The organism is Micromonospora sp. NPDC007220 (assembly GCF_040634035.1).
GTDB lineage: Bacteria > Actinomycetota > Actinomycetes > Mycobacteriales > Micromonosporaceae > Micromonospora > Micromonospora reichwaldensis.
The window spans coordinates 19,174-32,533 of the sequence record NZ_JBEYEU010000016.1 but is presented as its reverse complement, the minus strand read 5'-3'; the positions used below and the strand labels follow the sequence as shown (position 1 = coordinate 32,533).

11 protein-coding genes and 2 pseudogenes are annotated in these 13,360 nt (G+C 68.5%); 3 read left to right on the top strand and 10 right to left on the bottom strand.

Features of this window, described 5'->3' with window-relative positions; all coding sequences use genetic code 11:
• Positions 1-394: 394 nt before the first annotated feature.
• The 5 genes from ABZ573_RS23660 to ABZ573_RS23640 form a co-directional block, all read right to left on the bottom strand.
• Positions 395-1,573 (bottom strand): ankyrin repeat domain-containing protein, encoded by a 1,179-nt coding sequence (locus tag ABZ573_RS23660; RefSeq protein ID WP_151452518.1) that lies wholly within the window; start codon positions 1,571-1,573, stop codon positions 395-397.
• Positions 1,570-2,688 (bottom strand): hypothetical protein, encoded by a 1,119-nt coding sequence (locus ABZ573_RS23655; protein WP_225851897.1) that lies wholly within the window; start codon positions 2,686-2,688, stop codon positions 1,570-1,572. Before ABZ573_RS23655 ends, ABZ573_RS23660 begins: the two co-directional genes overlap by 4 nt.
• A gap of 175 nt (positions 2,689-2,863) precedes the next feature.
• Complete coding sequence (locus tag ABZ573_RS23650) at positions 2,864-3,958, bottom strand: tetratricopeptide repeat protein (RefSeq protein WP_358120993.1); 1,095 nt, start codon at positions 3,956-3,958, stop codon at positions 2,864-2,866.
• A gap of 47 nt (positions 3,959-4,005) precedes the next feature.
• Positions 4,006-5,313, bottom strand: coding sequence for an AAA family ATPase (locus tag ABZ573_RS23645; protein WP_358120990.1), 1,308 nt, complete (start codon positions 5,311-5,313; stop codon positions 4,006-4,008).
• A 41-nt stretch (positions 5,314-5,354) separates the two neighbouring features.
• Positions 5,355-5,591: a hypothetical protein gene (locus ABZ573_RS23640; protein WP_151452516.1), complete on the bottom strand. Its 237-nt coding sequence runs from the start codon at positions 5,589-5,591 to the stop codon at positions 5,355-5,357.
• Positions 5,592-5,852: 261 nt separating this feature from the next.
• Between ABZ573_RS23640 and ABZ573_RS23635 the strand changes: the two are divergent.
• The 3 genes and pseudogenes from ABZ573_RS23635 to ABZ573_RS23625 all read left to right on the top strand — a co-directional run.
• A pseudogene (locus ABZ573_RS23635) lies at positions 5,853-6,185 on the top strand (transposase); the annotation flags it as partial.
• Positions 6,186-6,369: 184 nt separating this feature from the next.
• Positions 6,370-7,590: a TraM recognition domain-containing protein gene (locus ABZ573_RS23630; RefSeq protein WP_358120987.1), complete on the top strand. Its 1,221-nt coding sequence runs from the start codon at positions 6,370-6,372 to the stop codon at positions 7,588-7,590.
• Positions 7,591-7,673: 83 nt separating this feature from the next.
• Positions 7,674-8,891 (top strand): toprim domain-containing protein, encoded by a 1,218-nt coding sequence (locus tag ABZ573_RS23625; protein ID WP_358120984.1) that lies wholly within the window; start codon positions 7,674-7,676, stop codon positions 8,889-8,891.
• A gap of 241 nt (positions 8,892-9,132) precedes the next feature.
• Here ABZ573_RS23625 and ABZ573_RS23620 read toward each other — a convergent pair whose 3' ends face one another.
• From ABZ573_RS23620 to ABZ573_RS23600, 5 genes and pseudogenes are all read right to left on the bottom strand, one after another.
• Entirely contained in the window at positions 9,133-9,801 is a 669-nt protein-coding gene (locus ABZ573_RS23620; protein WP_358120981.1) for a hypothetical protein, read from the bottom strand.
• Between the two features lie 179 nt (positions 9,802-9,980).
• Complete coding sequence (locus tag ABZ573_RS23615; protein ID WP_358120978.1) at positions 9,981-10,628, bottom strand: IS5 family transposase; 648 nt, start codon at positions 10,626-10,628, stop codon at positions 9,981-9,983.
• Positions 10,586-10,942, bottom strand: a pseudogene (locus tag ABZ573_RS23610) (transposase); the annotation flags it as partial. The gene ABZ573_RS23615 and the pseudogene ABZ573_RS23610, both read right to left, overlap by 43 nt.
• Positions 10,943-11,181: 239 nt before the next feature.
• The gene (locus ABZ573_RS23605) at positions 11,182-12,063 is read right to left on the bottom strand and encodes a GntR family transcriptional regulator (RefSeq protein ID WP_358120975.1); all 882 of its coding nucleotides are present in this window, start codon (positions 12,061-12,063) and stop codon (positions 11,182-11,184) included.
• A 19-nt stretch (positions 12,064-12,082) separates the two neighbouring features.
• A complete protein-coding gene (locus ABZ573_RS23600) occupies positions 12,083-13,342 on the bottom strand; it encodes a carotenoid oxygenase family protein (protein ID WP_358120972.1) in 1,260 nt (419 codons plus the stop codon).
• Positions 13,343-13,360 lie beyond the last annotated feature (18 nt).

Sequence of the window (13,360 nt, the reverse complement as noted above, 5' to 3'; positions counted from 1 at the left end):
TGTGAGGCGAGACAGCAAGAAGGCCCCGACTCACCGAAGTGAATCAAGGCCCTGACCTGCTGTTTTACTGTCGGGACGGCCGGATTCGAACCGACGACCCCTTGACCCCCAGTGAACTAGCAGGTCTACCGGCGGCTGCCGGACGATACCGCCTCCTGCCGAAATTGCAGGTCATCGGCCAGCCGGCAGTCCGAGGCAGGTCGGGCTCTACCGGGCCTTCCCGGGCCGTCCGTGAGACGGTTGTGAGATCTCACGGGCGGCCCGGCTGCGGAGAAGCGCTAGAGAACGGCACCAGCGCCTCTCCGCCACCGAACACTCGAGGCACAGACCTCTCAACAGCTTGTACGACTTCCTCCCGCGCCCCCTGCTCCGACGCACGTGACTGGCGTTGGCGTTAGCGACCAAGCTGTCGATTCAGCTCCTCGAGCAGGTCGGTTATCTCGAGCCGGCTGGCGGCGGCTGGCATGATCTGCGTGGTGCCGTAGGCGAGTTCCACCAACGCCGAGCGCGCGGCGGCAAGCTCGGCCGCAGTTGCGTCGAGCTGATGCCAGGATGCGTGGACTGCTGGGACGAGGTCGTCGCGCAGGCGGACGGCAAAGGCCCGGGCCACCTCGGCGTCGGTGCCCGTGCGAGTGTTCCACTCGTCGTCTCCGAGATCTCCTAGGGCGATGTCGATGACGTCCGCCAGCAGATGGAGCATCTGCGGGTCTCCGGCGAGCCGGACGTCGGACGCGGCAACCCGGAGAGCGGTACGAACAATTGGCACGTCGTCCAGGCCGGCGTGGCACTCGCCCAGCATGAACTGGATGTTCTGGCGTTGCCAGCCACGCGCAAGTTGCAGGGCCGTCATGTCGTCGGCGCTGACGGTGTCGATGGCGGCGCCGGCCAGCAGGAGGGTAGCGATGACCCGTCGTTCGTTGCGTTCGACTGCGTGCATCAACGCGGTTCGCCCTTGCCCGTCGCGGGCGTTCACGTCGGCGCCGGCCTCAAGGAGCACGTCGGCCGCGGCGTGATCGCCTCGACGCGCCGCCACCACGATCGCTGGTGTGGCATCGGAACGCTTTTGGTTGGCGTCCGCTCCGTAGGCCAGGAGAAGTCGTAGCACCGCCGGTGCGACGGGTCGCGTCACTGCGGTGATGAGTGGTGCTTCCTCGTTCGGGACGGGGGTCGCTCCCGCTTCCAGCAGCACCCGTAGCGTCGCAAGAGCTGTTGGTGTCGGGCGGAATGCGGTGTGGGACAGGGCCTGGGTCAGCACGCTCGGCCCGGTGGCGGGTTCCGTCGTGAGCGCCCCATGGGCGATAAGAAGCAGCACCACCTCCGTGTGCGCTTCGAGTACGGCGGCGCGCAACGGCGAGGCGGTGTAGGGATCGGCGGGGCCGATGCGCGCGCCGGCGTTCACCAGCATGCCCACGATCCCCCGCCGGCCGCTGCGCGATGCCTCGGCCAGCAACGATCCTCGGAAGCGGCCAACCGGGACGTTCGGGTCCGCGCCGGTGGCCAGCGCTTGCCCGACGGCCACCTCGTCCCCAGCCTGCACGGCGTCGATCAGGCGCTGATCGGCAGCCTCGTTCATCGATCATCACCCGTCATCTCCGTGAACGCTCGCAGATGCAGCCGTGCCGCAGGGTTGCTGGCGAACCAGGCGAAGAAGTCGTTGTCCGCATCAAGGCCGGCGCGAACGGCATCACACCAGTCTTGTCGATCAAGCACGGCCAGGTACTGCTGGACGAGGTGGTCTCGCTGTTCATTCGTGCATCCGGATTGCTGCGGAGTCTTGTCCGCGAGATGGTCGGCGATGATCGCGGCGTCGACGTACCTGCTCAGGGTCGGCGTCTGCCGGTCGAGGCGAGCCACGTGCGCGGCGAGGACATGAGGCGCCGGCGGATAGTGATCGAGGGGCATGCCCATGCCACCGCAGCCCGCCATTATCTTCAACAGTCGACCGGTGTGATCGACCAGGTCATCGTCGGTCTCAGTCCCGGTGATCGCTTCGTGCAGGTGAGCTGCAGTGGCGACGCGGCCGGCGAAGTAGCCGTTGAGGTAGTCGCCGTCGCAGGCGTGGCGCAGCAGCCATCGACGCGAGGCGTATGCCCCCTGCTGGCAGAGCGCCTCGATGACGTAGACCCGTCCCCAACCGGCAACACGCTGGGCCAGCCACAACAACGCTTGTTCGCCTCCTCGGCGACGTCGCAGCCCCTCGGCGGCCAACGGCCCGAACCAATGCGACAGCAGGCCGATAGTCTGGATCAGCGGGATGTCTTCCTCCGCCCAGTCCGTGGCGAGCAGTGCCAGCCCAACAGCGGCTGAGCATCGATCGGGGCTGTGCCGCACCAGCCACCGGCCAGTCTGCCGCACCCGCTGCCGGTCCGCGCGCAGCGCCGCTGCAGCGATGTGCTCGTTGTGATGGATCGGGACGTCAGCCAGGCAGAACGCGTCGGCGAGTTCGCTCGGTGGCGCATCGGCCTTGCCGAAGTGCATGTCGAGGATGGCGGCAACGTCGACGCCGCGGAGGCGCTGATCTTTCCGGGTCTGCGGGCGCTGCCGCTGATAGCGGTGGAGCTCGTCGTCCGGATACGGCTCGCCATCACGTGGCAGGGGCGAATCCGGATCTTGCTGATGCAGGCGCAGGGCGTGTTCGAACAGGGCGGTCTGGGGTCCGAGCGATCCTGGCTCGGTCGTCACGCTCACCGGCGGACGGAGGACTCGATTCTCTCGATCATGGCCGGGATGATGCCAGCCCGGGCCGACCACGGCAAGTGATTAGGCGCTACGCCGAAACCGTGAAGTGACTACCGAGCCATGCGCAGCAATCAGCCGGCTTTGTCTAGACCTGCACCCTGGGTGCTTGAGGCCCTGGACCCGCTCACGGATGGGGAGCACCTCGGCGAGCAGGTCGCGGGCGCCGGCCCGGGTCACCCGCCTTCCCGGTCCAGTACGCATGGTCGTTGCGGGTGTCCAGGGTGTCGGGGTGCTTGACACCCTGGACCCGCTCGCGGATGGGGAGCAGCTCGGCGAGCAGGTCGCGGGCGCTGGCCGGATCACCCGCCGCCCCGATCCAGCGCGCGAGGTTGTGGCGGGTGTTCAGGGTTTCGGGGTGCTCGGCGCCCAGGACCCGCTCACGGATGGGGAGCACCTCGGCGAACAGGTCTCGGGCGCCGGCCGGATCACCCGCCGCCCCGATCCAGTACGCGAGGTCGTAGCGAGTAGTCACGGTGTCGGGGTGCTCGGCGCCCAGGACCCGCTCACGGATGGGGAGCACCTCGGCGAACAGGTCTCGGGCGCCGGCCGGATCACCTGCAACCCCGATCCAGTGCGCGAGGTTGTGGCGGGTGGCCAGGATTTCGGGGTGCTCGACACCCTGGACCTGCTCGTAGATGGGGAGCAGCTCGGCGAGCAGGTCGCGGGCGCCGGCCGGATCACCTGCCTTCCCGAGCCAGTACGCATGGTGGTTGCGGGTGTCCAGGGTGTCGGGGTGCTCGGCGCCCAGGACCTGCTCGTAGATGGGGAGCACCTCGGCGAACAGGTCTCGGGCGCCGGCCGGATCACCCGCCGCCCCGGTCCAGCGCGCGAGGTTGTGGCGGGTAGCCAGGATTTCGGGGTGCTCGACACCCTGGACCTGCTCGTAGATGGGGAGCAGCTCGGCGAACAGGTCTCGGGCGCTTTGGTGGAGGCCGGCTTCGCCGAGATAGCGGGCGGTTTTTTGTGTCAGGCCGCAGACGTCGATAAGTGTTTCGTCGCTGGTATCGGGGTGCGTGGTGGCTTGGCTGTGCAGGTCGGTGGTGTGCGGGGCGAGTGTCTGCCAGATGGGCCAGGTCGTGGGGTTGTCGGCGTCGAGATTGGTGGTGCTATTCAGCAGGAGGGTGATGGACACGGCGAGGTAGGTGGTGTGCCGCTGGGTGGTGTGCAGAGGTCGGCGGCTGGTGTCGCGGATGAGTGGATGCAGCCGCGCGAGGGTCACGGGTGTCGAGCGCTGGGTTTGTTCGAGGGTGACCAGTCCTACACCGGTCAGGGCTTGCAGGAGCGTGGCGAGGTGCTCACCGGTGAGATCAGGCAGGAGAGCGGTGGCGGCCAGGGTAGCCGGGTCGAGCAGGTGGGTGGGGATCGGGGCGTCGGCGAAGGTGGCCAGCAGCCGCAGCAGGGTGCGGGCCTGCGGCAGGCCTCGCCTGTCGAGTAGGTCCAGCGACAGTTCCCAGGTCCGGTCGATGGTGCGGCGCGCCTGCGCCTCGCTGAGTGCGCCCGCGGCCGGTGTCGGTGTTGGTGTTGATGTTGGTGTGTCGCCGGTGTCCAGTGCGGTGCGGTACCCGGCGAACGTCGCGGGTGAGCCGGCGACCCCGGTGCGGCGGACCTGGCTGATGGTCTGACCGGCGATACCCAGGCCAGAGGTAGCCCGCCGAGGCGTTCGGCCAGTGCGGTGGCCTGCTCGACAGTGCCTGCGGCGGCGCCGGCGTGGTCCAGGAGCACGGCTGCGCTGTCGGCCGGGGTGAGCATCCCCACCGGATGCAGTCGGTACCAGTCGCCACGGTCCCCGCCGTCGTGATACCGGGCGGCGGGCCAGGTGGCGGGATCGCCGTCGCGGGTGGTGAGCAGCAGCAAGCCGCGGCGGTGCGGGACGGGCCGGAGCCAGCCGCGCCCGGCAGTGACCGGTTCGTCGGGTGGGGTGAGCAGCCGGGTGTCGTCGGCGTTGTCGATGACCAGCAGCCAGCGCTGCGGCAACTGGTCCAGCATTCCCCAGACCAGGTCGGGGCCGCTGCCGGTGTCGGACCAGGCGTGCTCGATATCAGCGGCGGACGCGCCCAGCTCGGCGGCGAGCTGCCGCATCCCGGTATCCAGCTGGGTGGCCGTGGCGGCCGATACCCACCACACTCGTACCCCGGCGCGAGTCAGTCGGCCCGCGACCAGCTGCGCGACGGTGGTTTTACCCGCCCCGCCCATCCCGTGCAGAATGTTGACCCGCGGCCGGTGACGACCCCGCCAGCTGTATAGGGCGGTCATCTGGTCGACCAGCCGGTCACGTCCTCGGATGTCGCGGTCGGTCACTTGCGGCGGGCGAAGCGACGCAATCGCCGGGCGGGTAGCGCCGGCTCGCCGGGGGACGAATATGTGCCGCACCGTCGCACCGAGCCCCGGCGGGTTGTCCGTGCCAGCCATGCGCTGCTGGATCACCGCTAGCAGCATCAGCAGCAGAACGGACGTGGCCACCACCGACCAGATCACCGCCGGGCTGTGCGCCCACCGCCAGGCCGGCAGCATCCCAGTCCCGATGTTGGTCGCCGCACCCAACGCCGCGGTGAGCACGACCACCACGGCTGCCATCGCGGCCAGGACCGCACCACGGCCACGCTGGCCAGGGCCGCTCACGAGCGCCCCCGCAGGCCGATGTCGCGGCCGGCTCGTTTCTGCTCCACCGGCCGCAGCTGCCACCTCCACGCCGCACGCGGAATCGCCCCGAACACCCGCGCCCGCTCACCAGCCGGATCCAACTGCTCCCGGGCACGCGCGGCCCGATGCCGCAGCCACTCCAGCACCAGCACCCCGACGACCAGCAGCACGAGCGTGCTGAACACCACCGGCCGCCACCACGGCCGATCCACCTCGACCACGTTGGTCGCCAGATTCCCGACCAAGGCCAACGCAACCGCCAGCAAGGCCGCTGACACCGGTGAAGGCGCCCGCCACCGTTCACCCATAGATCAACTCCGACAGTCGAGGGCAACCCCACCGCCGTTGTACCAGCCCTATGCCATGAGCCACCGTGAGGACCGGCCGCCGAAGATATGCCAGTGGAATGGTCGTTCTGCGCCAACATGATCACCACCGGCCCTGACCGCCCCGACCAGCTCAAAGAACATCAGCGGACGCTCGTCGACGCTCTCACCGGCGCCTGTCCACAGATGACCGCGCTGGCCGGCTTCATCGGCTCGTTCGCCGCACTCCTCACGCCCGCCGCCGGCAACGACGACCGTCTCACCGCGTGGATCGCCGAGGCCAAGACCATCGACCTGCCCCACCTGCACACGTTCACCCGCGGCCTCGGCCTGGACCGTGACGCCGTGAACGCCGCCCTGACCTACCCCTTCCACAACGGTGGCACCGAAGGCGTCAACACCAAAACCAAACTGATCAAGCGACAGATGTACGGACGCGCGGGCTTCACTCTCCTGCGACACCGCATCCTGCTCGGCTAACCAGCACCCTCCGTCACCACCGAATGTGAGACAGAGCCGAATGTGAGACAGAGCCGTTAGATCCACACTCCCGGCATCCGCCCGTAGCGGACGCTCCGCAGTGAGCTTAACGAAGTCCTCGCTGGCACGGCGCTCCGTAACGCCGTAGACCGCCCGCTAAGGGCTCTCGCCATGGTTGTCCATCATGAACGACGTGTGGAGATTAAGCCGTGTGATGCGGGTGCCGGTGGTCACCGCCGCGCACCGCGCCGAGCACGGCAGGGTCTGGGTGTTCGACCCACAGGCCATCACCCACGAACAGCAGAGCTGGTGGTGGAACCCGCTGGAAGCCGTCGGCGGGATCGAGGACGCCCAACGACTGGCCGACCACTTCGTTCAACAGATCCGCAATGGCCGCGGCGGCGACGACTTCTGGATCCTCGGCGCCTTGGACCTGCTGACCTCCCTGATCCTGGCGGCCGCGCTCGACAGGGGCACGCTCACGTCGGTGCAACGGTGGCTGTCGGACTCCACTGCCCGGGAACCCGGCGAGATCCTCCAAACCCAGGGGCACGCCGCGTCCGCGCGGGCCCTGGCGGGCCGGCAGGCCGGCGCGCCAGAGACCCGCGAAGGCCTGTACGAGACGGCACGGACCGCAGCCGCCTGCTTGGCCAACCCACAGATCATGGCCTGGGTCACCCCGCCAAAGCATCGGGTGTTGCCGGTCCTCGACGTGCGGGCATTCCCCGGCAGCGCAGACACCATGTACCTGCTCAGCAAGGACGGCGCCGGTAACGCCGCCCCGCTCGTCGCCGGGCTGGCCGACCAACTACTCCGGGAGGCGGTGCGCACCGCCGAGGTGCGCGGCGGTCGACTTGACCCGCCCCTGGTCGCAGTGCTGGACGAGGCGGCAAACATCTGCAAAATCCGCGACCTTCCTGACCTGTACTCGCACCTGGGCAGCCGGGGGGTGATCCCACTGACGATCCTGCAGTCCTACCGGCAGGGCGCCCGAGTGTGGGGCGACAAGGGCATGGACACCCTCTGGTCGGCGGCCACAGCGAAACTCGTGGGCGCAGGAATCGACGACGCGAAGTTCGCCGAGGACCTGTCCCGGCTCGTCGGTGACCATGACATCGCCGTGGCCTCCCGCACCCGTGACGGTCGGGGCGGTACCTCCTGGCAGACGTCGGTACGGCGCCAGCGCATCCTCGACGCCGCCCAAATTCGCGCCATGCCCAAGGGCACCGCGCTACTGCTGGCCACCGGCATCCGGGCCGTCATGCTGGACCTGCGGCCCTGGTACACCGGGCCACTGGCCGCAGAGCTCGCTGCGGCGGCAACCGCCGCCGAGGCACGGATCACCACCAACGCCAACCGGAACCACCACGGGATGACGCGTCCTGAGGAGGCGACGACGTCGTGATGGCCTCCCCTGACCCAGTCCGAGCGGGCAATACCGACCGGGAGCACGATCCACGGCGACTCCTTGCCGCCAACGAAGCCGCGGTGGCCTGGTTCCGCGGCCAGCTCGCCGCCACCGAAGAGCCGCGCCGCTACCTGACCAGCCGCGCCCTGGGCACCCTGGTCGACAGGGAATGGCCCTGGCGGGTTGGCTACGCGCCACGGACCTGGTCGGCCTTGACCGATCACTTGAGGGGAATGGACTTCTCTCCCGAGGACCTCGTAGTCGCGGGGCTTTCCAAGCCCACCCGCGACAACCCGGACCGGTTGATCGATGTGTTCCGCGACCGGATCATCTTTCCCATCCGCGATCCCGACGGACACGTCGCGGCGTTCATCGGCCGTGCCAGCGACCGATCCCTCACCGCCGACCCGCAGCTGCCCAAGTACCTCAACACCCATGAGTCGCCCCTCTACCACAAGGACAAGCTGCTCTTCGGCGTGGCCGAGCAGCAGGACCGCATCCGGGCCGGCTGGCAGCCCGTACTCGTCGAGGGCCCGGCGGACACGATCGCCATCTGGCTCTCGTACTCCCGCTCCGGCCTTCCCGGGGCGGTCGCGGTCGCACCGTGTGGCACGGCCTTCGGCGCAGCCCAGGCGGCCATCCTCCGTTCGATGCCTGGATGCCGCGACGCGATCGTGGTGGCCTTCGACGCCGACCCGGCCGGACGCAGGGCCGCCGACACCGCGTTCGACCTGCTACGACAGCCGGGCGCGCAGGGCAGGCTGCTCGCCGCCGAGTTCGCGACCGGCGCCGACCCGGCCGACCTGCTCGCCCGGCCCAACGGTCGCGCCCAGCTGCGCGCCGCGCTGCGACACCAGACCCGGCCGCTGCTCTTCGCCGTCGTCGACCACCACCTCGACCGCCTGCTCGGCCGCAGCCCGCAGCTGCTCGACGACATCGGGGGCCGCTACGAGGCGGCGCGGATCCTCTCACCCCGGGTGCTCGACGCGGCAGGCCCTGGTGAGGCGTACCGGTTGGCGCAGCACATCGTCGAGAGGACCCGGATCGCCGAGCGGTCCCACGACGGTATCGGCACGGTGATGGCCTACGCCGCAGACGGTCTACTGCGCCAGATCGGTCATTTCCCCGCAGGACTCGACAGCGGCTCCGCCGACTCAAACGTTGGTCGCCCCCGCCCGAGCGCGGTTCCACCGCTGCGATCCGTACCCACCGCTCCTCGGGCACTTGCCGACCCCTCTCGGCCTGGGCCCGCGTATATCAGTCAGCGCGGCCCACGCCAGCAGCGCCGCATAGCATGAATGAGGACGATGCTCGATTCAGCACGAGGGCTCTGCTTGCGCTGCATCCGCAGTTGCCGAACCTGGCCCACCAGGACGCCCATGACTGGCCCCACGGAGATCCGATCTCAACGAGCCGAGTCATGTCGCGTAACGGGAGGAGCGACCGGCGCCGACCGCCTGAATGCCCGCTCATGCCGATGACAGGAAGTTCAGAAATCGACGACCATGCATTTGCATGCCCATTCGAACTCTGTTGGCTCTATGGGGCGCCGTTGGTGAGCAGGAGGTAGAAGACCTCACCTTGGTGGAAGAACGTTGCGGTGTCGGCCGACTCGCAGCCTTCGAAGTACGCGGGCTGGTACGGCTCGTCGGCGTGCTCGTCCATGCCCCGCAGGAAGTCCGGCCGTACGGTGCAGAACTCCCACGGTGTTTCGGTCCCCGACCGCCGGTCCGGCTCGACGGGACCAAGGCCGCCTCCGGAGTCGAACACGTGCCGGAGGAACTCCCCGGCCAGGTCTCGCGCGCGGTTCTCGTCGAGGTGGCGGCGGTAGGGGCTGCAGGCGCTGGTGAGCATCCATCGCAGGCGGGCGGCCATGCCGGCGCCGTCGAGTGGGCTGAGGGTCAGTCGGAACCCGTCGCGGACCAGCGACCCCGGGGCGCCCGCAGCCGGGATCGGCGCCGCTGCGGTCGGCTCATACGGCATTTCGTGGAACATCCACCAGCCGCGCGCCCGGTCCGCGGTGAGCATCATCTCGTGGAACAAAGGGGCGCGAAGGAAGTCGGACAGGATCGCTGCCCGGTTGCCCGGTTGTACCGGGACGTCGGCGCGGACCTTGAGCATAAGCGTATTGCTGTTCATGACCTCGTCCACGGCGTCGAGGAACGCCTCGATCGCCGGGTGGTTGAGGTCAGCGAGCAACGAATCCATGAAGCGAGCTTCCATGGTCTCGGCACCGTCTGTCACCCGGGTGAGACGGGCACAACGCCCATCCGCTGTTGCCGCGTACGGCGCTGCGCGGAGCGTGATGCCCTCGGATGCTGCAGTGCTCACCCGGCGTTCGGCCAGGTTCTAGGAACGGCGGGATAAGAGCCTGGTAAATAAGGGTTTCAGGTGTGTTGGTGGCGGGCGAGGCGGCGGGCCATGACGATGATCATGGCCCATTGGACCATCGCGGCGTGGTGGCCGGGTAGCCGTTCGTAGTCGCGGATGGTGCGTCGGCACCGGTTGATCCACGAGAAGGTGCGCTCGACCGCCCATCTGCGGTGTAGGACGACGAAGGTGGTCTGTCCGGCGAGTTTGGCGACGATCTGCACGGTCAGGGTGAGGTGGGTGGCGGCCCAGGTGACGAGTTTGCCGGCGTAGCCGCTGTCGGTCCAGGTCAGTCGGATGGTGGGGAAGCATGCGTGTAGCGCCCACAGCAGGGGTCCGGCGCCGTCACGCTCTTGGACGTTGCCGCCGGTGACCAGGACCGCAAGGAGCAGTCCGCAGGTGTCCACGGCGATGTGCCGTTTGCGGCCGTTGACCTTCTTCCCCGCGTCGTAGCCGCGGCTGGGGCGGCCGACGGTCTCTGCGGCGCGTACCGACTGGGAGTCGACCAGCGCGGCCGTCGGTTGCCGGTTACGTTCCTCGATCTGCTCACGTACCTGTTCTCGCAGGCTGTTGTGCATGCGGTGCAGCGTTCCGTCGGCGGTCCAGGTCTTGAGTATTGGTAGACGAGCTTGTGGTGGGGAAAGTCGGCCGGTAGCGCGTCCCACTGGCAGCTGGTGCGGTCGAGATAGCGGATGGCGTCCACGATGTCGCGGCGTGGGTAGATGATCGGCGGGCCACGTCCGGTGCCGGCCGGGACGTACGGGGCGAGGACGGCCCATTCGGCGTCGCTGGTGTCGGACGGGTAGTGCCGTGGCCGGGCGGTGGGCAGGTGAGCATCGAGGGTGGCCGGGGTGGTGGATGCGGCGACACCGGCGACAAGGTATACAGACAGGGTTGGGCCTTCGGTCGTGCCGGTTTGTCGCCTTTGCTCGTACCGGAGGCCTTTCCCTATGTCACGCAGCCACGCCGACGCCGTCACGGTTGTCGATCTGCACCGACCCCGCCGGCCTCCCGAAACCCTTATTTACCAGGCTCTTACTCCCAGAACTCATTAGGACGGGCGCGGACCCGCTGTCCGCCACGCTCACCGAGGTGGGCGTCTGCGGATTTTCGCCGACCCGGCGTCCGGCAGATCGCTGCCCGCAGGTGACACAGGATTACACGGCCAAGTGGATTCCAGCCGGCGTGTTTGACGACACCGCGCTGGTGAAGGTCCGGTCACCGGCGAATCTTCCGAGGCGTGATCATGAGGGTCAGGCCGTCGAGTAGTCGTTCGAGGCCGAAGGCGAACAGTGACTCGAGATCGAGCTCCGTGCCCGGTTCCGTGATCTGGGCGATCAGCGGCCCCTCGATGGGGAGCCGGGTTTTGATCCACTGCTCGCTCGTCATCCCCGTGTCCAGCTCAGCACCAGCCTCGCTCTCGATGTTCACCGCCGTCCCTCGCACGTAGTTGACCATCGTGGCGTAGACGTGAAGCCGTGTGCGCGGGTCCAGGTCGAGGCCGTCAAGCGCGCGCAGGGTCCACAGTGCGTACGCCAGCAGGCCCGGCAGCGTGGCCGGCCGGGTGATGGACACGAGCCGTGGCAGCCAGCGATGGCGCTGGTAGGTCGCCCACTGCAGCTGAGCGGCCACCCGCAGGTGGGAACGCCATCCCGGCGGCGGCTCCGGATACTTGATCTCGGCGAATGCGGCGTCGGCAATCAATTGGGTGAGCTCGGCCTTGGCGTCGAGATACCGGTAGAGGGTCATGGTGGCGACCCCGAGCTTGGCCGCCACCGCCCGCATGGACAGGGCGGCCAAGCCGTCGGCGTCGGCGATCTCCATTGCCACGCGGACGACTCGGTCGCGTTCGAGACCGCCGGCCGAACGCGAGGGCAGTCTCCGGCGAGCGACCACGGCGCCGACCCGAGGCACGGACTCGATGGCGTCTGCCTGCTTGAGGGCGGCCAGCGCCTTGGTGGCCGTCGCCATTGCCACGCCCCACTCGCCCATGATCGCCCTGGTGGTGGGGATGGGATCGCCGGGCCGCAGCTCTCCATCGGCGATGCGCTGCTCGATGTCGGCGGCGATCTGGAGATACGGCGGTTGGAGATCGTTCACGACGTCATGCTGCCATGCCTCAGCGGTCAGGCAGCCAGTTGCCGTGCAGGCCGAGCGGCACCGGGACCGGGAGGTGGACGCGCGCGACGGGCTCGCCCGTGAAGTCCTGGGCCGCAAGGATCACCAGGTCGCTGGCGTTGCGAAGAGGATTGTGCACGTACGTGAGTAGGTACCCCTCGTCCTCCCCATGCCCCGCGGCGGCGAACACGGCCTCCCCGACCGCCTCGTCATTCCCGAACCCGTGTACCTCGGTCGTTCCCCGTTCCAGGTCATGCTTGACCAGGGCGTTGGTGAAGGCGTCGTCCGATGGCGAGCCCTGGGGTGTGAACGGGATTCCGTACAGGGCGGTCGCGGCCGAGTAACCGTATCGGTATGGGCGGGTTGTACGCGTCTCGTTCACGCGCGGGAAGTCCTGCGGCCGGTCGTCGATGTGCCGCTGGTGGATCGCCTCCGACGTGATCGTCCAACGGTCCAGTGTGGGCCGGATCGCCCCAGGGTCGGCGGGATCGAACGGCCCCTGGGCCGTGACCAGGTCGACCACGACCGAGTCGCCGTCGTCGTAGGCGTTGAGCGTGTGACTGACATGGATCGGGTCGATGTCCAGCCAGCGCACGTCACCTCCAGTCCGCGGCATGACGCCCACCCGCGTCGGGTGCTCCGCCAACCACCGGCAGTCAAACCCGTCGAAGCCCAGCGGCGTGTCCCACAACACCACGTGGTTCTCGGTGAGGGCGAAGTCGTGCATGAATGGCGTTCGCGTCATGGGGATGGTGGTGGTCTGGACGACGCTTCCCTCGGCGTCGGTCACGATGTACTGGACGACGTCGTGACCCGGCATGTACGACAGCGAATGGAGCCCGCCGGTGAGCGGGTCGTGCTTGGAGTGCGCTCCCGCCGTGAACCCTTCCGCGGTCCCTCCCAGGGCACAAACGCCCACGGTGTTCAGCTCCTCGTCCAGCTCGGCGGGCGGCAGGCCACCCTCCGCCATGGCGAAGGTTCGCTGGGCATGCTCGATCACGTGCACCATGGGCGCGAAGCCCGGGGTCCGCACGAAGCGATTGCGGTACCACTCGGCCCGGCCTTCACGCAGCCGCACCCCGTGCACCATGCCCTGGCCCATACCCCAGATGTGCACAACGGGATCTTCCACGCCCAGCGGGTTGGGCCCGTTGCGTAGGTAGCGGCCGTTGAGCTCGGCCGGGATCCGCCCGGTAACCGGGAGATCATATGCGGTGACCTCTTCAGTGACGGACGCGAAACGGCGTTCCAGATACCTCATGTGGACACCGTACGAAAA